We start from the raw sequence: 24,954 nt of genomic DNA, 5'->3' as shown, positions 1-24,954 counted from the left end.
CCCACTCTTATGCCTAGCCCAGGCGGTCAATACTACGCAGTCCCTTAATGATGGATAACTCCTGTATGACTTCCTCAATAGACATGTTGGGTGGTAGTTGCAGCAGAACTTCAATCTCCAAACTGTCGCCTTCATCTATTCGGGTTAATTGTATGTTCTTTATTAAAACACAGAGCTCACCAAGTATTGAGCCTATGTTTCCCACCTGTCCAGGACGATCTTCCACTACCATGACCAAACCTTTGTAATCACGCATTCCGGTAATTTTTTCTTCAAATTTTACAAAGTAAATCAATACAAAAAGAATTAGAACAGTAGTAACCACAGCTGGAATATACAGGCCCGATCCCACAGCCAATCCGATACAAGCTACGGCCCAGAGTCCAGCAGCAGTAGTCAGACCGCGAACTGTGGCTCCCTCTCTTATAATGGTTCCCGCTCCTAAAAACCCGATTCCGCTTACCACTTGTGCGGCAATACGACCGGGATCAGCATTTACCGTGTGATAATACTGCAGGTAGATATCTATGGATACAATCATGGCTAAAGCTGACCCCACACAGACCAGGGTATAGGTTCTAAGCCCGGCAGGTCGATTCAGGCTCTCCCTCTCCAAGCCTATCAAGGCCCCCAGAATACTGGCCAGGGTAAGCTTAAACACTATTTCATAGATTCCCATACTTTCACTCACAATCCCAATAGTGATATCACTGCTTAGACATTTCCTTCAGCATAAGCTTCACCCTGCTGCTAACCACGTCCAGCGGAACCAGTTCCGGATCTTTAGCGGTTCTTTTCTTGACTTCCACCTGTTTTTCCTGCAGGGAGCGAGGGCCAATAGTAATCCTCAGCGGGATTCCAATGAGATCGGCATCCTTAAACTTTACACCCGCCCTTTCATCCCGGTCGTCAATAATAGTCTCCAATCCCTCTTGTTTAAACTCTTCATAAAGTGACCAGGCCGCCTGCATCTGTTCCTCATTTTTGCTGTTGACCGGAACAATAATAACTTCAAAGGGGGTAATGGGAAGCGGCCAGACAATACCATTTTCATCAGCACTCTGTTCGACGGCTGCTGCCATGGTACGCGATATGCCGATTCCATAACAACCCATAACCATAGGCCTTTCCTTCCCCTTCTGATCCAGAAAATTGGCCTCCATGGCCTCAGAATACTTGGTTCCCAGCTTAAAAATGTGTCCTACCTCAATTCCCCGCATGCTGTATAAAGGAGCTGAACAAACCGGACAACTGTCACCCGCAACAGCATTGCGAATATCGTTGATGCCTGCCGGCGTAAAATCCCTTCCCAGGTTTACATTGATAAAATGATAATCATCTTCATTGGCCCCACAGGCAAAATTCTTCATCTGGCTTACTTCCAGGTCTACATAGCTTTTCAGCGGCATCCCCACCGGTCCCAGCGAACCGAAACCGGCACCACAAAGCTGTTTTACCGCGGCCTCATCCGCCATGAATAATTGATTGCAGCCCAGCACATTCTTGAATTTGATTTCGTTTAGCTCGCGGTCCCCTCGTACTATTGCCGCTACTAGCTCTTCATCCGCATAATAAATCAAGGTCTTTATTTGTTTTTCTTTGGGAATACTCATATAATCAAGCAGGTCCTGTATGGTTCTCTGTCCCGGGGTATGGACCTTTTCCCGTTCCAACTGCTCTTCTTCGGCCTTTGATTCCTCCAGGAAACAAACCGCCTTTTCCGTATTCGCTCCATAATCACAGTTTTCGCAGTATACTATCTCCGCTTCGCCATTTTCCGCCAGAACCATGAATTCATGGCTTTCATTCCCGCCTATAGCCCCGCTGTCAGCCTCCACCACCCGGTATTGCAGCTTTAATCCCTGGAATATGCGATTATAGGCCGCGTACATTTTGTGATAGGAAATATCCAACCCTTCCTCATCAATATCAAAGGAGTAGAGGTCTTTCATGATAAATTCCCGCCCGCGCATCAAGCCAAAACGGGGCCTAATTTCATCCCGGTATTTGTTCTGTATCTGGTAAAGCAGCAAAGGCAGGTGACGGTAGGAATGAACATCAGCATCCACCAGAGTGGTAATTATCTCTTCGTGAGTCGGTCCCAGGGCAAAATCGCGATTGTGCCGGTCTTTTAGCCGAAACATCTCATCGCCATAAACCTCCCAACGGCCTGATTTCTTCCACAGCTCCGCCGGTTGGACTATAGGTAGAATTACTTCCTGGCCCCCGGCCCGATCCATTTCTTCCCGGACAATACTCATTATCTTTTTGAGAACCCGGTTGGCCAAAGGCAAATAGCTATAAACACCTGCCGTGGCTTTTCTTATAAAGCCGGCTCTCAACAGCAACTGGTGACTCAAGACTTCAGCCTCGCTGGGTACCTCCCGCAATGTGGGAAAGAATAATTCTGAAGCTTTCAAGAGTTCAAACCCCCTTACTTTTTACTGCTATCCTCAATTTCCCGTAAAAGCACTGTTACCAGCTCGTTTTCCGGTACTTTTTTAATTATCTCACCGTTCCTGAATAATAAACCAAATCCCCGTCCCCCGGCAATACCAAGATCAGCTTCCCGGGCTTCCCCCGGTCCATTGACCACACAACCCATAACCGCCACCTTCAAGGCTTGCGGGTAATGCCTGATTTTCCTGTCGACCTCTTCGGCGGTTTCTATCAAGTCAATCTCACAGCGGCCGCAACTGGGGCAGGAAATCAGTTCAATTCCACGCTGGCGCAGACCCAAACTACGCAGTATTTCATAGGCGGCCCATACTTCATCCACTGGATCTGCGGTTAACGAAACCCTAATGGTATCTCCAATCCCTTCGTACAAAAGCATCCCTATTCCCAGGGCCGACTTAATCAAGGCACGATCCTTGGTACCGGCTTCGGTAATGCCCACATGCAGCGGGTAATCAACTTTTCCGGCCAGCAGGCGATAGGCCTCCACCGTCAGCATAACCGAGGAGGCTTTTAACGACAACTTTATTTCATGGAAGTCCATATCTTCCAAAAGCTTTACATTTTCCAGGGCGCTTTCCACCATGGCCTCGGCCGAGATTCCCCCGAATCTCTCCAAGATCCTTTTGTCCAGAGAGCCGGCATTAACCCCGATTCTTATGGGTGTTTTTTTCTCCTGGCAAGCCTTCACTACTTCACGCAGCTTCTTCTCTTCCCCTATATTGCCCGGGTTTATCCGCAAGCCATCAGCTCCAGCCTCCAGGCTTTTCAAAGCCAGGCGATGATCAAAATGGATATCGGCAATCAAGGGAATATTTATCTTCTCTTTAATGCGGGCAAGCGCCCGGGCGGCTTCCTCATCAACCACCGCCACCCGTACGAGCTCACAGCCGACGGCTTCCAGCTGCTGTATCTGTTTAACGGTCCTTTCAATATCACGGGTATCGGTGTTAGTCATCGATTGCACCACCACGGGATGCTCTCCCCCGACCGGGACTGTTCCCACTTTGATTACCCTGGTTTTATGACGCATACCCTTTATCCTCGTATCCATCTTACAATATCATTAAAAGTCACAATAATCATTAAACCAATAAGAAAGAGAAAACCTATCCAGTTAAGAAAACCTTCCTTTTCCGGATCCAGAGGCTTCTTGCGTATGGCCTCCACCACGGCGAATACAATTTTACTGCCGTCCAGAGCCGGAATAGGCAAGAGGTTCATGATACCCAGGTTAATACTGAGAAACGCTGTAAAGTTAAGCAGGAATACTATCCCCACCTGGGCAAACTCATCTACCAGACGGGTTATACCCACCGGACCGGCCAAATCTCCCATGGATGCACCACCAGTTATCAGAATTCCCAAAGCGGAAAAGAGTAAAAGAGTAAGTTCATAGGTTTGTTTTAGCCCTAATTCCATGGATTTTATAATTCCCTGCTTCTCATAAATCACCCGGTTAAGAACGCCAATGCCCATATTGCCGGAAGAATCAAGTTTTACCGGCACAACCTGCAGGCTAACGAGCTGCTGGTTTCGCTCCAACTGCAGCTCCAAGGGCTGACCGTTGCTCTGGGAGGTTTGCTGATTAAAATCAGCCCAGCTATTAATGGCAATACCGTTTACCGAAACTATCCTGTCATTGGCCCTGATCCCCGCCAGATCCGCTGGTTTCCCCTTGATTACAGTTCCTATTACCGCTTCATTGGAACTGTGGGGGAGGCCCATCACGCTATAGCTGAAAACAAAAATCAGCAAGGCCAGAATAAAATTCATAAAAGGCCCGGCAAAGGAAACCCGGATTTTTTCCAGGGGAGTCCTATGGCTAAAACCATCGGGTTCTTCCGGATCACCAGGTTCTTCTCCGGCCATCCGCACAAACCCCCCTAAAGGAATCGCACGCAGAGAATAAACTACCCCGTTTCTTTTCCAGGAGAAGAGTTTGGGGCCAAAGCCAATCCCAAACTCGTAAACCGGTATGCCAATCCGGCGGGCCACTACAAAATGCCCCCATTCATGGGCCAGAATCAGCACCGCAATAATCAATAGAGTAATAAGAATAGTGTTCATGCAAGCCTCCTAAAAGCTATTTCGAGATTTATCTATTAACCCCCATGTCCAAGGAGCACAACCACCCATGAAAAGTGAAATACTAGCTGGGTTTGAATAGTATGATGTGGTAGGAAATAACCTTAACCCCTTGCCCCTCACTTTTCTTAAACAAGTTCCTCGCAACGGGCCCGCGCCCAGGCATCAGCCGCCAGTATGCTGTCCAGGTCAGGCTGCTTCACTACATTATGCATTTCCATAACCCTTCCCACCAAAGAGGGAATGCTGGAGAAGGATATCCTTCTTTGCATAAAAAAGTTTACCGCCACCTCATTGGCTGCGTTAAGCACTGCGGGCATGCTGCCTCCTGTTTTACCCGCCTCGTAAGCCAGAGCCAGAGCTGGAAAAGCCTGAGTATTCGGACAACTAAAATGGATGGCCCCAAGCGTTCTGAAATCCAGCCTTTCCACTGGAGATTCCATCCGCTCCGGGTAAGTAAGGGCATATTGAATAGGTATTCTCATATCAGGCCTTCCCAGGTGAGCCAGGAATGATCCATCCTGCAATTCCACCATGGAATGGATGATACTCTCGGCTTGAATAAGAACTTCAATTTCATTATACCCCACTCCAAAAAGATGATGAGCCTCGATAACTTCCAAGCCCTTGTTCATCAGGGTAGCAGAGTCTATGGTTATTTTGGGTCCCATGGACCAGTTGGGGTGCTGTAAGGCCATTTCCAAATTAACCTTTTCTAACTGCTCAGGAGTAAAATCCCGGAAAGGACCGCCGGAAGCGGTGAGCCAAATTCGATGCAGATGCTTTTCTTCACCTGCTAAACATTGAAATATAGCTGAATGTTCGCTGTCCACAGGGATAATCGCGGCTCCCTGCTGCCGTGCTTGCCGCATTACAATTTCCCCGGCTGCCACCAGGGTCTCCTTATTAGCCAGGGCTACCCGTTTCCGGGCCTCGATTGCTGCCAGAGTAGGCAGAATACCTATGGCCCCACTCAAAGCCACCAGCACAATATCAACTTCCGGCAAACTGGCCAATTCACATAATCCCTCTACCCCAGGCAGAGCTTTTTTAACTCCGCTGCCACCCAACTCCCTGAGTTGCTTCAAGCTTTCCCTATCAGCCAGGGAAATATATTCAGGCTTATAGAGTTCAATCTGTTCTTGCAAGAGCTTTACTTCATCTTTGGCCGCCAGGCCCAGTACTCTAAACGAATCCGAGTGCATACGGATTACATCAAGTGCTTGTCTGCCAATGGAACCGGTAGAACCAAGAATTATTACATTGGACTGCTTCTTATTCATTTATATAACCTTCCTTTCGCCATTAGGCAGGTAACAGTATGAAATGATGACTTTACTGCAAATACCTCTTTTGATGCATAAGGCTTGTATAAATATACAAGCGAGCGTTGACGAAGCATGGATGCAATACCCGACGAAGGCGAGATTTTATTTCCTCCAGTTAAGACCGTCAAATATACCCGCCCGATAACCGGCAATCAGTATCACCAGCAAAACCGGACCCAGTATCATCCCCGTAAGCCCGCCCAACTGCAAACCGGCATAAAGCGATATCAAAGTGGCCAGGGGATGCAAACCAATATTATCTCCCACTATCTTGGGTTCGAGGAACTGCCTGACTACTGAAATCAAGAGATAAACAATCATTAGGCTAATCCCCAGGCGCAGGTCGCCCGCCATAAATTGCCATATAATCCAGGGGATAAAAAAGGCTCCCGGTCCCAAAACCGGAAGGATATCCAGGAGGCCTACGATTATGCCAATGGTAATTACATAGTCAAGACCCAATATCCTCAAGGCCACCATAGTAACTATGGTGGTAACCGATATAAGTATGCTGTAAGCTTTAACAAACCCTACCAGAACCCGGAAGAGTTCAGCAAATACTTCCCGAGTTTTGGAGCGAACATTACCGGGAATCCATTGCATGATGAAAGTTCTTATCATGGCTCGATCTTTAATTATAAAAAAGGTAGCAACGGTGGCAATCATTAGAAAAACCAGGATGCCTGGCAACATAGCCAGGCCATGAACCAATCCATTAATACTCTTTTCCATCAGGCTGCTTACCAGCTTTATCCCGTTCTCCATATTTTTCTGCAGGGCTATTTGAGCCTGGGGGGAGAGATTGAGGCCCAGATAAAAGAGCTTCAAATCACTGATAGCCAGCATAAAGCCGGCCGTCATTTGTTCAGAATAATGCAGAAGCTGGGGATAGAGTCGGGACATATCATTTATTATTCGGGAAACAAGCAAGGACAGCAGGGAAAAAAAGCCTCCCACTACGAGCAGCAGACTAATGACTACCGACCAATTCCTATTAAGATGAGCCTTTTTCTCAAAGAAATTTACTACCGGTTCAATAATTACCGCCAGCAGGATGGCAAAAATAAAGGGTAAAAACAGGCTGGGTAAATGAGCCAGGATTTTCCCAGCCAAGGGAAATACATAATGGAATAAAAGGTAAATAGCCAGCAGCACCATTACCATTATGGATGTCTTGCTCAGTGTTTTTAAATATTTTTGTAATTCCGGATCCAAAGACATAAACTCCTTAAACCTATTTTAGCGAGATTTTCGAGACTAATCACCCTATGTTTACCTCTATCCCCACATTTTAGCTGACCTTAATAGCTGTCAAATTTTTGAGTCAAAGAACCGCCCCCTGACTCATCCCCAATAAACAAAGAAATAATAAACCGCAGGCACCACCAGGAGAAAGGCGTCAAAACGATCCAGCACTCCCCCGTGGCCGGGTATAATCTTTCCGGTATCCTTAACACCAGAATATCTTTTGATAGCAGAAATAAACAGATCCCCGCACTGGGCCAGAATACTTGCTACCACGCCCAGTAAAATTACTGGGCTAATCCCCGGCTGCCCCAGGTGCAAGAATTTAAAAAACAAAAATGAAACCAATACAGATAAGAATAGCGATCCTGCTGCTCCTTCCCAGCTCTTTCCCGGGCTGAGTAAAGGAATCATTTTATATGTGCCCCAAACAGAACCAAAAAGGTAACCCCCTATGTCACTGGCCCAGGTAAGAAGAAAGGCCAGGAGTATTAGCAAAAAAGACTGGTCAAGGTCAGCAATCTGCAAAGCATAGCCCAACAAAAAGCCGATATAGGAAGAACCCAAAAACGTCCAGGCCAAATCCAGCGGTGAAAAACGGGGATAGCAAAGGACAAAATACAATAGTGCTGCCACTAATAAAAGGTAAATGCCCGGAAGTAAGTACTGAGGATAATCCGATCCTAATAATAAAATTAAGAGCAGGAAATAACCGGGCAACTGGAGAATCCTATGCCCCCTGCTTAAAATCATACGATAGAATTCATAAAGTCCAATGATGGCCAAGAAAATAAAAAAGCCTTTCCAATACCATCCCCCCTGGTAAAAAACGGCGAGTAAGAGGGGAACCCCGATAAGCGAACTTATTACCCTGGTTTTAAACATTCTTCTCCCCCTGTTAGCTTTTACTAAATCCCGCCAAAACGCCTTTCCCGGTGCTGGAAATCCCAGATAGCCTGCATAAGGTGCTCCCGGGAAAAATCCGGCCACAGGCAATCGGTAACCCAGAGTTCAGTATAGGCAATCTGCCAGAGAAGAAAATTGCTTATTCGCATCTCTCCTGCTGTTCTTATTAATAAGTCAGGATCTGGCAGCCCTACGGTGGTTAAACAAGCAGCAAAGCTCTCCTCTGAAATATCTTCGGCGCTTATTTCCCCGGTTAAAAGCTTGCTTGCCAGCTTCTTAACTGCAGCTATAATCTCCGCCCGGGAACCATAGTTGAGGGCAATATTAAACTTTAAACCCTTGTTATGTTGGGTAATCTGCAGTGCTTCCGTTATTTCCTGCCGACATTGCTGAGGTAGAGAATTATAGTCCCCCAGTACATTAATACGAACTGCATTGGCATGTAATTCATCTAATTCCCGGTGAAGATATTCCACCAGAAGTTTCATTAGATAGTCAACTTCTGGCAAAGGACGCTTCCAGTTCTCCGTAGAAAAGGCAAAGACGGTCAGGGTGGATACGCCGACATCTGAACAGGCCCGCACCACTTCCTTCAAGGAACTCATCCCAGCCCGATGCCCCATAGTTCTGGGCATAAGACGCTTGCTTGCCCAGCGCCCGTTTCCGTCCATAATTATGGCTATGTGCTGCGGTAGATTGTTTCGATTGATAAGCTCTTCCCATTTCGTTTTATTATTTATGGCCATACGCTTTCACCCTAAACTAAAAACCCCCATCAGGGGGTATTATATGCTAGTAACATTATAACCATAGCCAGGAGAATGCGAAAGAAAAATCTAGACTTCCATTATTTCTTTCTCTTTGGCCTGCAACACACTGTCTATATCTTTAATATTCCGATCCGTTTCCTTTTGAATATCATCCATACCCTTTTTGTTTTCATCCTCAGAAATAAGCTTTTCCTTTTCTCCATTCTTCAAGAGATCGTTGGCATCCCGGCGAATATTTCTTACCGCTACCCGGGCTTCTTCTGCTCTTTTCCGAACCACCTTGACCAGTTCCTTCCTTCTTTCTTCTGTCAACTGGGGGATAGCCAGCCGTATTACATTTCCATCATTGGAGGGATTTATCCCCAGATCAGATTTCATAATGGCTCTTTCAAGGGCAGAAATAATGGTCTTATCCCAGGGCTGTATAACCAACAATCGGGCTTCAGGCACGGTTATGTTAGCCAGTTGATTAATGGGAGTAAGCTGCCCATAGTAATCAACCATAATCTTTTCCACCATGGCGGGATTGGCTCTGCCTGCTCTTAACGATGCCAGGTCTTTTCTCAAATGTTCAATGGTTTTTTTCATTCTGTCTTCAGTATCACTTAAAATGTCCTTAATCACTCTTTTTACCTCCCTACATAGGTTCCTATATCTTCACCCATTACTGCCTTTAAAATATTACCCTCCTGGGTCAAATCAAAGACAATAATGGGAATCCCATTATCCATGCAAAGGGATGCTGCTGTGGAGTCCATTACCCCTAATCCCCGGCTTAAGACATCTATGTAATTCAAACGGTCGAATTTATGAGCCGCCGGGTTCTTAACCGGATCTGCATCATAGACCCCATCCACTTTTTTGGCCATAAGTATCACTTCAGCCTCAATTTCAGCTGACCTCAAAGCGGCTGCGGTATCTGTGGAAAAATAAGGGTTGCCGGTTCCAGCGGCAAAAATAGTCACCCGTCCCTTTTCCAAATGGCGAATAGCCCTGCGCCGGATATAGGGCTCACAGACCTCTTTCATTTCAATGGCTGACATAACCCGGGTTCCCATACCCTCCTGTTCCAAGGCATCTTGCAAGGCCAGGGCATTAATTACTGTAGCCAGCATCCCCATATAATCCGCAGTAGCTCGATCCATGCCCTTGGCGCTTCCAGCTACACCACGCCAAATATTACCTCCCCCAACAACTATGGCTACTTGCACTTCCTGCTGTACTACTTCCACCACCTGCTGGGCGATGGAATTCAATACTTCGTTATCAATGCCAGAAGCATTATGGCCGGCCAGTGCTTCTCCACTAAGTTTTAATACTACACGTTTAAACTTGGGCTTTTGCAAATGATTACCTCCCGGACTGCTTCTAAAAGCAGAAGCTAAAACATTATTTTCGGAGTTACCAGGCATTCAGCATACTGCTCTTTATTTGATCTGGGACATAACTTCACTGGCAAAATCACAGCTCTTTTTTTCAATTCCTTCGCCCACTTCGTAACGCGCAAACCTTCTTACATTTATGTTCTCACCCATTCGGGCTATATTCTCATTTACCAGTTCTTGAACGCTTTTATCAAGGTCCTTTATAAAGGCTTGCTCCATTAAGCAGCGTTCTTTAAAAAACTTTTCTACCCGACCTTCCACCATTTTCTCGATAACCTTTTCCGGTTTGCCTTCTTCCAGAGCCTGGGCCTTCAAGATTTCTTTCTCCCGGTTAATAACTTCCTGGGGCACGCTCTCACGATTAAGGTATTCCGGATTGGAAGCAGCAACCTGCATGGCAATATCATAGGCCAGTTGCTTGAAATCGTTGGTTTTGGCGACAAAATCAGTCTCGCAGTTCACTTCCACCAATACCCCTATCCGACCACCACCATGTATATAAGAAGTTACCACCCCTTCGCTGGCTATCCGGCCAGCTTTTTTTGCTGCCTTGGCCAGGCCTTTGGTTCTTAATTCGTCAATCGCCTTTTCCATATCACCATTGGTCTCGACCAGGGCCTTTTTACAATCCATCATGCCGACACCAGTTCGCTCCCGAAGTTCTTTAACCATTTCAGCAGTAATCACATTATTAGCCTCCTTAAATTTGGTTAGCAAGATAATATATCATGGGGACGGTCCTTCTGATATATATCATAATATATCTGTGTAAATCAGCGTCTATAATAACCCCCTGTAATGCCTTTATTTTCATTGGTGGTTCTGTCCTCCACCCTACGGTACTCCAGATAGGAATTACGCTCAGCTACGGGGGGTTAATTTTAAAAATCCTCTTTACGCTAATTCTTAGCACGAAAATAGCACGAAAAAGGGGGCGGATTACACCAACACCCCCTCTCCCCTTTATGCCGTAATTTGTTCCCCTTGTTTACCCTCCAATACTGCATCGGCTATTCTGGAGGAGATTAATTTCACCGCCCGTATGGCATCATCATTTCCCGGTATAACATAGTCAATTTCATCCGGGTCACAGTTTGTATCCACTATGGCTACCACAGGAATATTAAGCTTGCGGGCTTCCGCTACCGCTATTCTTTCCTTGCGGGGATCTACTACAAAAACTGCTCCTGGCAGTTTGTCCATTTCTTTTATACCTCCCAGGAACCTTTCCAGACGCTCTCTTTCGTTCAGCAGGCGGGCTACTTCCTTTTTACTCAATACCTCAAAAGCCCCCTCGGCTTCCTGTCTTTCCAGTTCCTTCAGGCGAAGAACCCGCCTTTTGATGGTTTTGTAATTGGTTAACATGCCTCCCAGCCAGCGCTGGTTCACAAAATACATGCCACACCTGCCAGCTTCTTCTCTAATCGTTTCCTGCGCTTGTTTCTTGGTACCGACAAAGAGAACCCCTTTTCCTGCCGCAGCCACACTCTTGACAAAATCATAGGCCGCATCAAATTTCTTAACTGTCTGCTGCAGGTCAATAATATAGATTCCATTTCTCTCCATATAAATATAGGTTGCCATCTTGGGGTTCCACCGGCGAGTCTGGTGTCCGAAATGCACTCCTGCCTCCAGGAGTTGCTTCATGGTTACTACTGACAAAAATATGCACTCCCTTTCAGTTTTTTCCTCCGCCGTCTCATCCTTCTTGAAGACTATCGCTAGCACCTTTCAGGAAGTCCACTGGCGTGTGTATTTTCCACAAGATAATATATCACAAAATTATATTGATTGGCAAGTTGGGGAAATCAAAAGTTTGATGTCACTGCAAAAAGTAATAAATACGCATTAGTGCGCATAAATATACCGCTCAGCATCCTTAATAGCGACCGCAGGGAGCATCAGAAGTGCCCGCAGGGTGCATCAGAAGTGCCCGCAGGGTGCATCCTTAATAGCGACCGCAGGCTATGTAGGGAACGACCCCCGTGTCGTTCCGAATCAGGCGCAACAACTAGCGACCGCAAGACATTGTAGGGGCGGTCTTCGACCGCCCGCTTTCACCTTCACCAGCGTTTTGTATATTCATGCAACCCTTATGCAACAAAAAGGGTTTTTTGCAGTGGCGTCAAGTTTAAGCAAAAAAAAAGAGTGACAAGGGCATGGACTGTGTCCTTAGATCACTGATTTTTTTTGGGTCAGGTTAAGTATCAAACTTACTTCTCCTTGACCCCGTTCCAGTATCTGGGCAATCTCTTTGACACTATAGCCCTTTTCATGCAGGCTTCGTACAGCCAGGTAGGGGTGGGCGGTTCTCAGCTCAAGCAGGGAAAACTCATCCAAGGGTCGCTCTTCCTTTATGGCTGTTTCTTCTTCAGTAAAAACATCCGTCTCCAGTAAGGAAGCAGGTGGAGAAGCCGGGTTATTTTCCAAGATTTTGGCTTTAATGATTTTTGCCGTTTCTTGACTGAGCTGGTTCATATGGTGGGAATAACTATAACCCATATCCTTAAGCAGCTGAATCAATTCTTTGCTATTCATCTCCAAATCCCGAGCCAGTTCATAAATCCTTACTTTTACTCCACTGACATTTTTTTCACCAAGCGGGAGCAGAGAAGAAGTCGATTCCTCTTCTTGAACAGCAAGCAAATCTTCTTCCCTTGATAAACTGTGGTTCGCACTGCTTGCTCCAGTATCTAGGCGATCAACTATCAATTCAGAAATGCTTAAACTGTTCTCCATCATCTTTTCCAGTTCATCTCTTATGGCACTGGCTTCAAGTACAGTTTGCTTGAGTTCCTGAGAATAAGTACCCATATGAGAAGACCTTTGCGCAATGATAAAGATAAGCATCGCCGCCAGAAACAAGACCAGAATTATAGAATAGCTGCCTATGGTATTCACCTTCTTCAAACAGTAATATCCAGCTTATTACCTGGGTTATTGAGCCGCGCCTCCATCTTGTCCTTATTCGCCATTTTCTCGCTTTTCCCTTTTTTGGTACGCTTCTTTTTTCCTGATTCCTCCTTTTCCTGTTTTTCATGTACATAGGCTTGTTCATTTCTCAACATCTGGTTTACGGTTTTTGCATTCTTATCCGTTTGCTGGCTAATCTGTTGTACAAACTCTTGCTGTCTGCTATTATTCTCCAATTGCTGGCTTTGTTGTATCCTGGCTACATCGCCAACCTTCTGTACGAGAACTTGCATATCAACGCTTCTAATGGTCATTATATCTTCCTCCTTAGCCCTAGCGGAGCGAAGTTAACTTTACTTCCCCCTGATCCAGAACAAAAGCGGTGAATTTTGCTGTATCATTTACAATATACATAGAATGCCCTATGCTTACCCGCACTCCCGGATATACTGTCTCTAATACCTTAACCTTGGCCATACTGCCCTTTTCAAACTCCTCTTCCAGATATATTATTCTCTCTTCCATCTCGGCTAGTTCCTGGCGCAGGTTTTTAAAATCATCCAACATCTTTAATAAGGTTCGTCTCTTGTTCTCACTAAGACTGTCCGGCGATACTCCACTTCTCTGAAAGATCTGCAAGTTATGGCTGAGGTTGTCAAACAACCTTTTCTTTTCGACCCTTTGCTTAATTAATTTCTGGTATTCGGCCCTGAACAGTGGATTAATTCCCACCTCCACAACGGTTTGGGTGGCCAACTGAGAACCCAGAACTTTGGATTCGACTTCTTGAAAAGCCTGAATGCAACCGCCAACAATTATGGCTTTTCTGTCGCTAACCCGGACACTACCTCCAGCCTTAACGAAGGATTGCATTATGGCGTCTTTTACGATTACATCTTTTCTCGCTTCCACCCGGGAATTTTCAATAAACCGGGCATAAATGCTCTCCCCAGCCTTTACCATGCTCTTTAGGCCGCCGGTAATGCCCCCTTTAACTACAATATTACCCCCGGCCGTAACATCAGCACCTTCAATAAACCCATTTATTTCTATATCTCCTTCAGCTTTAACCTTGAAGCCGCTATTTACCACTCCGCTTATTAAGATATTTCCAATAAAATCTATGTCTCCCGTTGAATAATCTATGTTTCCATTAATCTGCAGAATAGGATCGATGACGACTTTATTGTCAATTATGGTTACATGTCCATCAGTGGCTGCATACAGGAACCTCTCTTCGTTATCCGCTATCGTGTTTTTGCCCCGTGGTATGCGCAGTTCTTTGGCCCTTTTTGGGGGAATCTGCACTCCCATAACATTAATCCCAGGCTGGCCTTCAACGGCTGGAATCCTCTCAGCCAGCAAGGTGCCCTTTTTAACATTATAAATCAAGCCCAAATCATGGTAATCAACATTGCCTTTGTCATCTACTTTAGGGCCCATCCTTTCTTTAGGCAAAGGAAACTTGAAGATAATTGAGGCATTAATCCCATCAACCGGTACCAAACCTTCCGCTGCCAATATTTCACGATGCCAGTTCTCTTCTAGCACGGCTTGCTGGAGAGCCTCTTCATTTATTCCGTATACTACCCCTTTTTCCGCCAGTGCTTTTTTGACCTGTTCCAGCGAACACGGTACTCCTTCCGCCTCAGGGCCAATAATTTCGATGAAGGCCCGCATCATATCCTTATGAACTATTGTTTTGACGTACCCATCGATTTTCTTTTCCTCTGCCATAATTCAGCCCCCTCTTAAACCACCAGGTTTTTCTTTTTGCTCAGGCTTCCCCTTAACCTCAGTATGGCCTTGGTATGCAGCTGGGATATTCGTGATTCCGATAGGCTGATGACAGCACCTATCTCCTTCAGAGTTAAACCTTCGTAATAGTATAAATAGACCACCATTTTTTCTTTATCTGGCAAACGGGAAATGGCTTTGGCAAGTAAATCCTTAACTTCGTTGAATTCCACTAAATCCAGAGCACTTACGCTGTTATGGTCTTCCAAGATGTCAACCATGCGTTTTTTCTTCTGATCCCCATCTTCGCCGAGTAAAAAGTCATCTAAAGATATTATCGTGGTTGCAGCTACATCCCTTAAGAGTACCGCCAATTCATCAAGGTTCAGGCCTAATTCTTCAGCCACCTCCGAATCGCTGGCTGACCGTCCCAACCTGGTTTCAACGGTCATATAAGCCTTTTCCAGTTGCTTGCTTTTCTGACGTAATGAAACGGGAATCCAATCCATGGAACGTAAGCCATCTATCATTGAACCCCTTATTCGGGTTAAAGCATAAGTTTCGAACTTGATATTTCGTTTATGGTCAAATTTCTCAATAGCGTCTATCAAGCCCTCAATCCCATAAGAAATCAACTCATCCAGTTCAACCAGTGAAGAAAGATGAATGGCCAGACGGCTAGCTACATACTTTACCAGATGTGCAAAGTGAATAATCAACTGGTCTCTGGCCTCAATGTCCTCATTCTCTTTTAGTCGAATCCATAATGACATGGTATCTGGCTTCAAATCGGGTTTCATTTAAATAACTCTCTCCCCGTGTCCAATGGTCTTCACCAGCAAATCCCCGGTTTCGAGATCAAAAATAATGGTACGGCCATAGTTTCCGCCCGTATCGCTGGAGAGCAACTTAATTCGGTGTACTTCCAGGTTTTCCTTCACCGCTATGCTGTTACGCTCTCCAATTTTCATGATATCGCTCTCCCCTGAAAACTTGAACATCTGCGCACCTCCAGCTATTTTAGCCAGGAGGCGCGCGGGTATGGCCCCCTTTTTTTCCATTTCCCTGATAGCCAGCTTTATTCCAGTATCGGCAAACTTGGCTTCATTGGAGGTGTTTTTGGCCTGGCTGCTGGAAGGCAACATTATGTGGGTCAAACTTCCTAATTTAATCGCTTTATCATAAAGACATATACCGATACAGGAACCCAGACCAGCGGTTATCAGTTTGTCTGGAGCTGTAGCCAACTTATAGTCAGCCATACCAACTTGAATAATTTTGCTCATTATAGACTCACCCCAAGCGATGCTAGAATAACGTCTAGAGAACCGGGCTCAGGCAGGAGAAAAAAATGACCCACTATTTCCTGCTCCTCCCTTTTAAATTGTGTTTCCAGGACCAGAACATGGTCAGCCACAGCCCCGAATTGAGCCAGTACTGAGTTCAAAATAGCCCCTGCCATATCGATTCCCAGGGCCGGAACTGAAGGACGAAACTCCAGTTGGGTAAACATGGCCAGAGCATTTAGGTAGGTAGCGCAGATAATATTGCCCAATTCCATAAGGGCTGAGATATCCATATCGGAAAGAATTTCGGGATTAGTCTGTCCCCACTCTTTTCCCATCAGCATATCTACCAGCAAACAGGCTTTATCTACGGGTAGAAGAAAGAGTATACTGGCAGGAGCAGAACCGCTGGCAAGCAGGAAAAGACCTACCACATGAAGATCGGGTCCGCCCACCAAATCAGGCACCTCGGCAAAAGGCAAAATATTTACCTGGGGGACATTCATATCAATCTTGGCATTTAACAGCTGAGCCAAAGCTGTAGCCGCATTTCCTGAACCTATATTGCCAATTTCTTTGAGAATATCTAATTGCATACCAGAAAGCTCACTGAAATCATATACCAATTACCTTCACCTAGCTCCCTTTGTTGATTACTCTGCGAAAAACAGTTAAATAGCATTTAAGTATTATATGGGGGGCAGTAGCCAATTATCTGTTTAGCATATGTATACTACTTTAATTAGGGAAATCCTTTATTCGACAATCTTTTGCAGATCCAACAAAAGAAAAAGTCTATCTTCTAATCGGGCAATTCCCTTGATGAAATCCGAACTCATTGAACTATAGACCTTGTCGGTTTCTTCTATATCCTTACTATTCAAAGCTAGAACCTCGGACACTTCATCTACAATAATTCCCGCTTTTAAATCATCAAACTGGAAAACCACGATGCGTTTATCCTCCACCTCTCCTGCAGATGCAATATTGAAACGCTTATGCAGGTTTATTATGGCAACAATATTGCCCCTGAGGTTCACCACCCCTTCAATATGCTTAGCACTGCGGGGTACTCGGGTAATGCTCAGGAGACGCACAATCTCCTGAACATGCAAGATATCTACGGCATATTCTTCTTTTCCCAGCCGGAAAGCTACTACCTGGATACCATCATCCGGGCTCAAGTCTTCTTCACTTTGCAGATTTATCATCTCATCCACAAATTCACACCTCCGATTAAAAAAGGGTGGCAACATCAATGATTAGTCTTACGAAGCCATCCCCAGACACAATTGCTCCTGCTATGCCGGGAATACCGGTCAGTATTCTACCCAGGGATTTGATTACTATTTCCTGCTGTCCTATCAGGGTATCCACTACCAGACCAATTTGTCGTTCGCCTTTGCGTACTATCACTACATACATTTCGTCTTTCTTAGTAACATCGCCTGGTATTTCCAAAAGGCTGGCCAACCGGAATAATGGTAGTACATTTCCCCTGAGTACTATAACTTCCTGGTTTTGTACCGCTTTGATATCTTCACTTTTAATCATGGTCGTTTCATCTACTGAACCCAGAGGTATTGCATAGATTTCCTGGCTTACGGAAATCATCAGGGCTTGAATAATGGCCAGGGTTAAAGGCAATTTAATCTTAAACCGGGTTCCCTGGCCAGGCCTGGAATCAACAAATATCTCCCCGGACAGAGACTCTATCTTAGTTTTAACTACATCCAGTCCCACTCCCCGCCCTGAGACATCGGTGATATTCTCGGTCGTAGTAAAACCAGGATTAAACAGGATTTGAATAGCCTCCTCAGGGCTCATAAGTTCCGCTTCTTTAAGGCTTATAATTCCTTTTTCCACTGCTTTCTCCATTACTCTTTTGATATTAATTCCTGCCCCGTCATCTTCCACCTCAATATATACATTGTTCCCTTCATGCCGAGCTCGCAGCATTACGGTGGCTTTCTGCGTCTTTCCCCTCTTCAAACGATCTTGAGGTGATTCGACCCCATGGTCAATGGCATTTCTCAACAAGTGCACCAGTGGATCGCCAATTTCATCAATAACGGTTCGATCCAGTTCAGTTTCTTTGCCTTCAATAAGAAAATCAACTTCCCTATTCAACTCCTTGGCCAGGTCTCTTACCATCCGGGGAAAACGGTTAAATACCTGTTCAACTGGAACCATACGCACTTTCATCACCACTGATTGAAGATCTCCGCTAATCCGGTCGATCTGTTCAATGGTTTCGTTAAGCTCCGCGATTTTGCTGATCGCTCCGATTTGTTCCAGGCGCCCCTTGTGCATGACTAGTTCACCCACCAGGTTCATCAAAACATCCAGGCGATCAATGTCAACCCGAACGGTCTGTTTGACTTTGTGCCCTTTTTGCATCCCTTTACTCTCCTTATGCAGATCCTGACTGCCGCTAATCAAATTCCCGTTCGCTTCTGGCAGAGTGTCTGGGCTCAGGGAAGCTAAGTCAATTTCTTTAATCTCCATAACCTTGATTTCTGAAATAGCGTTCAAACGCTTTTCCAGCTCGCTCGAGGGTGAAGCACTTATAACCAGAAGTTCGATTTTCTCTTCGAATTTCCCTTCTTCTAAATCTGCAGCCGGAGGCAGAGACTTTATGATTTCACTATCTTCTTCCAAAGCCTTAAAAACCATAAAGGCGCGAACCGACTTCATCAAACAACCCGAATCCACGACCAGTTTAATATATATACTATTAAAATTTCTGCTGGCTGCTTCGCGCATAAGCGTCATATCATACTGATTAAATTCAAATGAAGAAGTATTGGAATACGGTGGTTTTTTAAGGCTTTCCTCCTGCTTCGAGTTCTGCACACTCCCTGTTGTCGGGGTTGTCATCTGAAAATTGCCTCTCTTAATGCCTTCCAGGATCATAACCAACTCGCTGTTATCCATTTCTCCAGAACCATTGGATTCAATCCGCTCAATAATTAGCTGGATTCGGTCAAAGCATTGAAAGAGAATATCTACGACTTGGGAATTAACCTCCAAAAGACCTTCTTTCAAATCAGATAATACATTTTCCATATGATGGGTTAGATCGGCCAGGTCTTCAAAGCCCATGGTTGAAGACATACCTTTAAGGGTGTGGGCAGCCCGAAATATTTCGTTCAAAGCCGCAATATCTCCGGAGTTTTTCTCCAAGTCCAGTAGTTTTTGGTTCAGGCTCTCCAGGTGTTCTTTACTCTCCTCCAAAAAAACATCCAGATATTGGGACATATCCATTTTCATCTCAATCACCTCCATAAGAAATAGCCCGCTTGTAGCAGCCAGCCGATTATAGCATCCTTAATACTTCCTCACTGATTTCCGAAAGTGGGACTATCTTGTCTACCAATCCTGTTTCCACCGCAGCTTTGGGCATGCCATATACAATACAAGTAGATTGATGTTCCGCGATAATCTTTCCCTTCTTCTCCTTAATATACGGTAGCGCTGCCGCCCCATCATGACCCATACCCGTCATAATTACACATACTATATTAGACCAAAATTGCTCAGCTATCGATTCCAACATAATATCGGCTGCCGGTCGCAGTCCTCCTCGGGGCTTTGATTGATCCAGCTCTATGTATAGTTCGTTTTCCATTCCCTTTAAGCGTGATCTGGTTTTTAAATGATAATCGCCCGGAGCTATATAAACACAACCAGGCAGCACTTTTTCTCCTTGCTCGGCCTCCTTCACTTTCATTTCCGACAGTGAATCCAGTCTTTCCGCCAACGATCTGGTGAAACCAGGAGGCATATGCTGCACTACTAAAATGGCCGCATCTAAGTCAGCCGGGAAGCGGGGAATGACCTGATACAGAGCTTTGGGTCCCCCGGTAGAGGTGGCAATAACCAGCAATTTATTTAGCCTCCCGCCCTGATCTGGCAGCGACTTTTCCGTTTTTAAAATCGGCTCGGGAAGGCTCTTGTATACTTGTAGTTTTCTTTTAGTATTTGCCGCCATCTTGAGCTTTTTGATAAGCTCCTCTTTAATGCTGCTGATGTTCAGAGATATCTGCCCTGATGGCTTGGGAATAAAATCAACCGCACCCAGCTGCAAAGCCTTTAAGGTTTGCTCCGTTCCTTCCCTGGTCAGACTGCTAAACATTATTACCGGCAGCGGTTGGAACTCCATTATCCGGCTCAGGGTTGACAAACCATCGAGAACCGGCAATTCAACATCCATTATAACTACATCCGGCTGCAGTTCTTTGATTTTCTCCAGGGCCTCCAGACCATTGCCGGCTTTTCCCGCCACTACGAGCCCATCATCACTATTGATTATGTCAGCAATCATTTTGCGCATAAAAGCAGAATCATCAACCACCAGCACCCTCTTCTTGGGCATGTGACAGCCTCCTCTATTCTGTTACTCCTTTTCTCAGCCATTCGCGTTGCTTATCAAAAATGAATCTGAATATCCGGTCGCGCTGTCCTTCATTAATATCATCATATTCCACAGCATATTTGTTATGGGTTCCTTCTTTAGTTGCTTTATCCAATACCCTTACCACATGTGCCTGGCAGAAAATTGACTCGCTATCCGGTAGTTTTATCTCTATTTCAATTTTTTGTTCTTTCTCCATTTCTTGCGTGGAAAACAAAAGCATACCCCCGGCACTGATATCGCCGGTAACTCCTTCCACAAGTTCCCCCTTCTCCCCACCAGGCAATAACAATCTGAAGCCTACTGGAATGGCCACGCTAAGTCGAACATATGTCCTTTTCTGGTTTATAGCCACCAAATCCTGAGGTTTATTTACTATTAAAACCGGAATATGGCCCCTCCTGCGGGCGGCAATAACTGTAGAGGCGGCAAACATAGTCTTCTTATAGCGCAAAACAATTCTAATCTTCTGACCTACCCGCATGGTGATGTATATACCTTTGCGCATAGGCATGGAAATATGCCAGTAATCCCCACTAATCTCTTCCAAGCGACTGGGAATATATTCCTTTTCGCTATCATTTTCCATTTCGATTTCCAGAAGGTGATTAACCTTGATAACATGTGCTTTCATTGATTAGTTCTCCCTTTATCTCACTTAATCAAACCAGCCATTTTCTCAATAAATTTCCTTATTCCCCCGCTTTTTGCCTTTAAATCGGGGACATTCATACCACTAACTTCAATCATTCTGTCAATAATAGCATTGATATTCCTACTGGCTGTGCTTCGGGGGTAAATCTGGACAAAAGCTTTCTGACGCCTGATTCCTTCTCCAATTAAGGGTTCGTTTTCAATATGACCCAATATTTTAATCTCACAGGAAAGGAATTTCTGGCAGACCAGTTTGAATTTTTCCGCTACCAGTATTCCTTCAGAATCATTGGCTACCCGGTTGACTACCAAGAATATATTTCCCTTAAAAGCATTTTTTGCCACATTCTTAATTGTACTATATGCATCAGTTATGGCAGTTGGTTCAGGAGTAGTTATAACGATTATGTCATCAGCCGCCAGAAGAAAAGCCATTACACTCTTGGAGATACCAGCCCCGGTATCTATAATCATATAGTCATATGCACCATCCAGCTTGCGTAATTCTACCAGTATTCTCTTTAGTTCATTTTCCTTTAGGTTTGCCAGCTCACTTATGCCCGATCCCCCGGGAATGATTTTTAAGCCCTCCGGGCCCGATATGGTGATATCTGCCAGGGTCTTCTTTTCTTGAACCATGTGATAGATATTGTATTTTGCAACCAGACCCAGCATAACATCGAGGTTAGCCAGGCCCATATCGGCATCCATCAGTATTACTTTCATACCCCGGGTACATAGCTTTATGCTCAGGTTAAGAGCCAGGGTACTTTTCCCCACTCCGCCTTTACCACTGCTTATTACCACTACCCGGCTATGTCTTAAGTCCCGGCTTATCTCAGCCTCTATTTCCTGCTTCAGGTTTAAGGCCATTTCTCTTAATTTTTCCGCCTGGTCTCTCATAAGCCTCCCCCTTCCCGAAGCAGCATGCGCGCCAAATCAAGGGTATCAGGCACCTCAATATCGTCGGGTACATTTTGACCCGTAGTTAAATAGGCAATAGGCTTGCGGATATGATAAATAGTATTCAGAATCCTCCCGTAACTGTAACTTTCGTCCAATTTGGTAAAAATAATTTTATCCACACCAATGTGGTTAAACTTCTGGTAAATGTTGATTAAGTCACTGCTGTCAGTAGTAACACTCAATACTAGAATAGTTTCATCAGGATTAGCTACTTCAATAAACTCCTGCAGTTCCTCCATATGTTCATCCTTATAAGGACTACGCCCGGCCGTATCCACAAAAATAACGTCTTTTTCTTGATAGTGATGAATGGCTGCTCCCAAATCCTGAGGATTAAAAACTACGCTTATAGGTATACCGATTATTTCAGCAAAGGTTCTGAGTTGCTGAGCAGCTGAAACGCGGTAGGTGTCCAGGGTAATCAAGGCTACATCCTTGCCTTCCAAAAAACTCATGTTGGCAGCCAATTTAGCTATGGTCGTGGTCTTCCCTACGCCGGTAGGCCCTACCATAAAAACTAGGACTCCCTTTCTATCCCACGGCAAGTCGATAGGCCGTATTTCCTTTATGTATTCCTGAACCGTATGCAAGCACAAATCACGCACCCAAAGTTCATCGTCCCCTTTGCTATCCCGGGGCAAACGGGATTCCACCCGGCTGATTATGCTAAGAGCCAGTTCTTTGTCTACCTGGTTGTTTAGCAGGGTTTCGTAAAAAGGCTGCACTTCCTGAGAAATGCCTTTAATCTGCTCCACTTCAGATATCTTGTTCTTGACCTCTTTCATAAGGTTCTTCATCGTTTGCAGTTCCTGCAATAATTCGCCTGGCGCTGTTTGAGCCCTGGTTTTCTCCCCCGGATCCCTATCCTGCAGCGAAGATTCGGGGCCATTTGCTTCGGTAGCAACTACCGGGGAAGATACCGGTTTTCTTAGCCGGTCGCTATTTACCTGCAACTTTTCATCCACGGCCACAGTTATTTCCACTTGAGGTGCAAAAAGGAAACTTAAAATACCTCCTCTTCTCAACTTGCTGGTATGCAAGATTATGGCATCACTACCCATTTCTTTCTTAGCCTGCTTTAAAGCCCCCTGAAAATCTTTGGCGATAAATTTTTTAATTATCATGGTGACACCATCCCTATCACTTCAACACTGATTCCACTGTCTATCTCATTATAAGAAAGCACCAGCAGATGGGGAATGAAACGCTCTATCAGACGTTTCAAATACAAACGCAAAACCGGTGCACATAAAATAACGGGAGTAATACCCTTATTAGTTAAATCCTCATAATACAAAGATAACTTATCCATCATCTTTTGTGCAATATCTGGATCAAGAGCCAAATAAGAACCAAAGTCACTTTGCTGCACGGAATCCCTTAATATTTCCTCCAGAGAGGGATCTAAAGTCAACACACTCAACTTGCCCTCTTCACCGGCATATTGGGTACTGATCTGTCTCTTCAAGGCTTGCCGCACATATTCAGTTAATATATCAGTATCCTTGGTGATTTTCGCATAATCGGCCAGAGTTTCCAAAATACTAACCATATCCCTTATAGCTACCTGTTCTTTGAGCAGATTGGCCAGAACCTTTTGTACATCGCCAATATTCATCAAGTCAGGAATTAATTCCTCCACTACTGCAGAATTCTGTTCTTTAATAAAGTTTATGGTGTTTTGTATTTCCTGTCTTCCCAACAATTCAAAAGCATGCGTTTTAATGATGGAGGTCAGGTGAGTAGCCAAAACTGATGGTGGGTCTACCACCGTATAGCCTTTGAGCTCGGCCTGGTCTTTTTCCGCCGTGTCAATCCAGCGTGCCGGCAGATTAAATGCCGGCTCAATAGTATCAATTCCCAGGAATTCATGATCGTTTTCTATGCCTGGTCCCATAGCCAGATAATGATCCAACAGTAATTCTCCCACCGCAATTTGAGTTCCCTTTATTTTTATCGCATAGTTGTTAGGCCTTAATTGCATATTATCCCGTATACGAATAGGAGGTACTATAAAACCCAATTCTACTGCACACTGCCGCCTAATCATAACAATCCGATCCAGGAGATCCCCCCCCTGCTCGGCATCAACCAGTGGAATCAGTCCATAACCCAGTTCCATCTCCATTTTTTCCACCTGCAATAACTCCACCACATTTTCCGGCTTCTTAATAGCCTCTGCTTCTTCCACTTCCTCTAAATGCTCTTCATCCACCAATTCCCCGGTAGAATTGCGGAAAGCAAAATATAGTATGCCGAAGAATGCTGCCAGTGAATACATGGGTATCCGCGGTAAACCTATGGTACCCAGAACCAGCAGAATAACCGCGGCCAAACCTATAGCTTTGGGATAGGCAAATAACTGGGTGGTCATTTCCTGACCCAGGCTCAGCTTCGAGGCGCTCCTGGTAACTACAATTCCAGTAGCCGTTGAAATAAGCAGGGCCGGAATCTGCGTTACCAGCCCATCTCCAACTGTCAGCAAAGTATAAACCTGCAAAGCCTCGTTCCAGCTCATGCCTTTTTGCAGCATACCTATGATAAAGCCACCAACGATATTAATTATTATAATAACTATACCAGCGATAGCATCACCCTTGACGAACTTGCTGGCACCATCCATGGCCCCGTAAAAATCGGCCTCCCGCTGGATGTTTTCTCGCCGGTTCCTGGCTGTATCCTCATCAATGAGCCCAGCATTTAAATCAGCATCAATAGCCATTTGTTTTCCCGGCATGGCATCCAAAGTGAAGCGGGCGGCAACTTCAGATACCCTTTCTGCTCCTTTGGTAATAACTATAA

At 45.1% G+C, this 24,954-nt stretch carries 25 protein-coding genes; all 25 read right to left on the bottom strand.

Annotation, left to right across the window (positions count from 1 at the left end; genetic code table 11):
• Window positions 1-13: 13 nt before the first annotated feature.
• A complete protein-coding gene (locus tag PHP87_RS03250; RefSeq protein ID WP_299918375.1) occupies window positions 14-679 on the bottom strand; it encodes an MgtC/SapB family protein in 666 nt (221 codons plus the stop codon).
• Window positions 680-707: 28 nt separating this feature from the next.
• Window positions 708-2,420: a proline--tRNA ligase gene (locus tag PHP87_RS03245; protein ID WP_299918373.1), complete on the bottom strand. Its 1,713-nt coding sequence runs from the start codon at window positions 2,418-2,420 to the stop codon at window positions 708-710.
• A gap of 14 nt (window positions 2,421-2,434) precedes the next feature.
• Entirely contained in the window at window positions 2,435-3,490 is a 1,056-nt protein-coding gene (ispG, locus tag PHP87_RS03240; protein WP_299918371.1) for a flavodoxin-dependent (E)-4-hydroxy-3-methylbut-2-enyl-diphosphate synthase, read from the bottom strand.
• Window positions 3,491-3,495: 5 nt separating this feature from the next.
• The gene (gene rseP, locus PHP87_RS03235) at window positions 3,496-4,527 is read right to left on the bottom strand and encodes an RIP metalloprotease RseP (protein ID WP_299918370.1); all 1,032 of its coding nucleotides are present in this window, start codon (window positions 4,525-4,527) and stop codon (window positions 3,496-3,498) included.
• 146 nt (window positions 4,528-4,673) lie between these two features.
• Window positions 4,674-5,828, bottom strand: coding sequence for a 1-deoxy-D-xylulose-5-phosphate reductoisomerase (locus PHP87_RS03230; protein WP_299918368.1), 1,155 nt, complete (start codon window positions 5,826-5,828; stop codon window positions 4,674-4,676).
• 147 nt (window positions 5,829-5,975) lie between these two features.
• Window positions 5,976-7,088, bottom strand: coding sequence for a sporulation integral membrane protein YtvI (gene ytvI, locus PHP87_RS03225; RefSeq protein ID WP_299918365.1), 1,113 nt, complete (start codon window positions 7,086-7,088; stop codon window positions 5,976-5,978).
• A 129-nt stretch (window positions 7,089-7,217) separates the two neighbouring features.
• Window positions 7,218-8,003, bottom strand: coding sequence for a phosphatidate cytidylyltransferase (locus tag PHP87_RS03220; protein WP_299918362.1), 786 nt, complete (start codon window positions 8,001-8,003; stop codon window positions 7,218-7,220).
• Window positions 8,004-8,026: 23 nt separating this feature from the next.
• Window positions 8,027-8,770 (bottom strand): isoprenyl transferase, encoded by a 744-nt coding sequence (locus tag PHP87_RS03215; RefSeq protein WP_299918358.1) that lies wholly within the window; start codon window positions 8,768-8,770, stop codon window positions 8,027-8,029.
• 90 nt (window positions 8,771-8,860) lie between these two features.
• Window positions 8,861-9,418, bottom strand: coding sequence for a ribosome recycling factor (gene frr, locus PHP87_RS03210; protein WP_299918356.1), 558 nt, complete (start codon window positions 9,416-9,418; stop codon window positions 8,861-8,863).
• Window positions 9,419-9,423: 5 nt separating this feature from the next.
• On the bottom strand, window positions 9,424-10,140 hold the full coding sequence (gene pyrH / locus PHP87_RS03205; protein WP_299918354.1) for a UMP kinase: 717 nt from the start codon (window positions 10,138-10,140) through the stop codon (window positions 9,424-9,426).
• Window positions 10,141-10,221: 81 nt separating this feature from the next.
• The gene (gene tsf / locus PHP87_RS03200; protein WP_299918350.1) at window positions 10,222-10,866 is read right to left on the bottom strand and encodes a translation elongation factor Ts; all 645 of its coding nucleotides are present in this window, start codon (window positions 10,864-10,866) and stop codon (window positions 10,222-10,224) included.
• Between the two features lie 276 nt (window positions 10,867-11,142).
• The gene (gene rpsB / locus PHP87_RS03195) at window positions 11,143-11,841 is read right to left on the bottom strand and encodes a 30S ribosomal protein S2 (RefSeq protein ID WP_299918349.1); all 699 of its coding nucleotides are present in this window, start codon (window positions 11,839-11,841) and stop codon (window positions 11,143-11,145) included.
• A gap of 510 nt (window positions 11,842-12,351) precedes the next feature.
• Window positions 12,352-13,080: a translation initiation factor IF-2 N-terminal domain-containing protein gene (locus tag PHP87_RS03190; RefSeq protein ID WP_299918403.1), complete on the bottom strand. Its 729-nt coding sequence runs from the start codon at window positions 13,078-13,080 to the stop codon at window positions 12,352-12,354.
• Window positions 13,081-13,085: 5 nt separating this feature from the next.
• On the bottom strand, window positions 13,086-13,406 hold the full coding sequence (locus tag PHP87_RS03185) for a hypothetical protein (RefSeq protein WP_299918347.1): 321 nt from the start codon (window positions 13,404-13,406) through the stop codon (window positions 13,086-13,088).
• A gap of 19 nt (window positions 13,407-13,425) precedes the next feature.
• Window positions 13,426-14,829: a DUF342 domain-containing protein gene (locus PHP87_RS03180; protein WP_299918343.1), complete on the bottom strand. Its 1,404-nt coding sequence runs from the start codon at window positions 14,827-14,829 to the stop codon at window positions 13,426-13,428.
• A 14-nt stretch (window positions 14,830-14,843) separates the two neighbouring features.
• On the bottom strand, window positions 14,844-15,629 hold the full coding sequence (locus tag PHP87_RS03175; protein ID WP_299918342.1) for a FliA/WhiG family RNA polymerase sigma factor: 786 nt from the start codon (window positions 15,627-15,629) through the stop codon (window positions 14,844-14,846).
• Entirely contained in the window at window positions 15,630-16,115 is a 486-nt protein-coding gene (locus PHP87_RS03170) for a chemotaxis protein CheD (protein WP_299918340.1), read from the bottom strand.
• Window positions 16,115-16,741, bottom strand: a complete 627-nt coding sequence (locus PHP87_RS03165) for a chemotaxis protein CheC (protein WP_299918339.1) — start codon at window positions 16,739-16,741, stop codon at window positions 16,115-16,117. The genes PHP87_RS03170 and PHP87_RS03165 overlap by 1 nt, the downstream gene beginning before the upstream one ends.
• A 129-nt stretch (window positions 16,742-16,870) precedes the next feature.
• Window positions 16,871-17,326, bottom strand: a complete 456-nt coding sequence (locus PHP87_RS03160) for a chemotaxis protein CheW (protein ID WP_299918401.1) — start codon at window positions 17,324-17,326, stop codon at window positions 16,871-16,873.
• Between the two features lie 25 nt (window positions 17,327-17,351).
• Window positions 17,352-19,388, bottom strand: coding sequence for a chemotaxis protein CheA (locus tag PHP87_RS03155; protein WP_299918337.1), 2,037 nt, complete (start codon window positions 19,386-19,388; stop codon window positions 17,352-17,354).
• A 46-nt stretch (window positions 19,389-19,434) separates the two neighbouring features.
• On the bottom strand, window positions 19,435-20,493 hold the full coding sequence (locus tag PHP87_RS03150) for a chemotaxis response regulator protein-glutamate methylesterase (protein WP_299918334.1): 1,059 nt from the start codon (window positions 20,491-20,493) through the stop codon (window positions 19,435-19,437).
• Window positions 20,494-20,506: 13 nt separating this feature from the next.
• Window positions 20,507-21,166: a flagellar brake protein gene (locus tag PHP87_RS03145; RefSeq protein ID WP_299918332.1), complete on the bottom strand. Its 660-nt coding sequence runs from the start codon at window positions 21,164-21,166 to the stop codon at window positions 20,507-20,509.
• Window positions 21,167-21,186: 20 nt separating this feature from the next.
• The gene (locus PHP87_RS03140; protein WP_299918331.1) at window positions 21,187-22,089 is read right to left on the bottom strand and encodes a MinD/ParA family protein; all 903 of its coding nucleotides are present in this window, start codon (window positions 22,087-22,089) and stop codon (window positions 21,187-21,189) included.
• Window positions 22,086-23,276, bottom strand: a complete 1,191-nt coding sequence (gene flhF, locus PHP87_RS03135) for a flagellar biosynthesis protein FlhF (protein ID WP_299918328.1) — start codon at window positions 23,274-23,276, stop codon at window positions 22,086-22,088. The genes PHP87_RS03140 and flhF overlap by 4 nt, the downstream gene beginning before the upstream one ends.
• Window positions 23,273-24,954 (bottom strand): flagellar biosynthesis protein FlhA (locus tag PHP87_RS03130; protein ID WP_299918325.1); only part of this gene is annotated, 1,682 nt, incomplete at its 5' end. The genes PHP87_RS03130 and flhF, both read right to left, overlap by 4 nt.

Source organism: Syntrophomonas sp. (genome assembly GCF_028707975.1).
Taxonomy (GTDB): domain Bacteria; phylum Bacillota; class Syntrophomonadia; order Syntrophomonadales; family Syntrophomonadaceae; genus Syntrophomonas.
Note: the sequence above shows the minus strand (reverse complement) of the source record. Positions and strands in the feature narration are given on the sequence as shown.

What these genes read in the sequence shown, in the direction of transcription:
- PHP87_RS03145 (WP_299918332.1), bottom strand. Translation starts at nt 21,166, where the DNA reads ATGAAAGCACATGTTATCAAGGTTAATCACCTTCTGGAAATCGAAATG.
- PHP87_RS03185 (WP_299918347.1), bottom strand. Translation starts at nt 13,406, where the DNA reads ATGACCATTAGAAGCGTTGATATGCAAGTTCTCGTACAGAAGGTTGGC.
- PHP87_RS03150 (WP_299918334.1), bottom strand. Translation starts at nt 20,493, where the DNA reads ATGCCCAAGAAGAGGGTGCTGGTGGTTGATGATTCTGCTTTTATGCGC.
- ispG (WP_299918371.1), bottom strand. Translation starts at nt 3,490, where the DNA reads ATGCGTCATAAAACCAGGGTAATCAAAGTGGGAACAGTCCCGGTCGGG.
- PHP87_RS03155 (WP_299918337.1), bottom strand. Translation starts at nt 19,388, where the DNA reads ATGAAAATGGATATGTCCCAATATCTGGATGTTTTTTTGGAGGAGAGT.
- PHP87_RS03230 (WP_299918368.1), bottom strand. Translation starts at nt 5,828, where the DNA reads ATGAATAAGAAGCAGTCCAATGTAATAATTCTTGGTTCTACCGGTTCC.
- PHP87_RS03170 (WP_299918340.1), bottom strand. Translation starts at nt 16,115, where the DNA reads ATGAGCAAAATTATTCAAGTTGGTATGGCTGACTATAAGTTGGCTACA.
- rseP (WP_299918370.1), bottom strand. Translation starts at nt 4,527, where the DNA reads ATGAACACTATTCTTATTACTCTATTGATTATTGCGGTGCTGATTCTG.
- PHP87_RS03220 (WP_299918362.1), bottom strand. Translation starts at nt 8,003, where the DNA reads ATGTTTAAAACCAGGGTAATAAGTTCGCTTATCGGGGTTCCCCTCTTA.
- PHP87_RS03215 (WP_299918358.1), bottom strand. Translation starts at nt 8,770, where the DNA reads ATGGCCATAAATAATAAAACGAAATGGGAAGAGCTTATCAATCGAAAC.
- PHP87_RS03180 (WP_299918343.1), bottom strand. Translation starts at nt 14,829, where the DNA reads ATGGCAGAGGAAAAGAAAATCGATGGGTACGTCAAAACAATAGTTCAT.
- flhF (WP_299918328.1), bottom strand. Translation starts at nt 23,276, where the DNA reads ATGATAATTAAAAAATTTATCGCCAAAGATTTTCAGGGGGCTTTAAAG.
- PHP87_RS03160 (WP_299918401.1), bottom strand. Translation starts at nt 17,326, where the DNA reads ATGATAAATCTGCAAAGTGAAGAAGACTTGAGCCCGGATGATGGTATC.
- PHP87_RS03140 (WP_299918331.1), bottom strand. Translation starts at nt 22,089, where the DNA reads ATGAGAGACCAGGCGGAAAAATTAAGAGAAATGGCCTTAAACCTGAAG.
- PHP87_RS03175 (WP_299918342.1), bottom strand. Translation starts at nt 15,629, where the DNA reads ATGAAACCCGATTTGAAGCCAGATACCATGTCATTATGGATTCGACTA.
- PHP87_RS03250 (WP_299918375.1), bottom strand. Translation starts at nt 679, where the DNA reads ATGGGAATCTATGAAATAGTGTTTAAGCTTACCCTGGCCAGTATTCTG.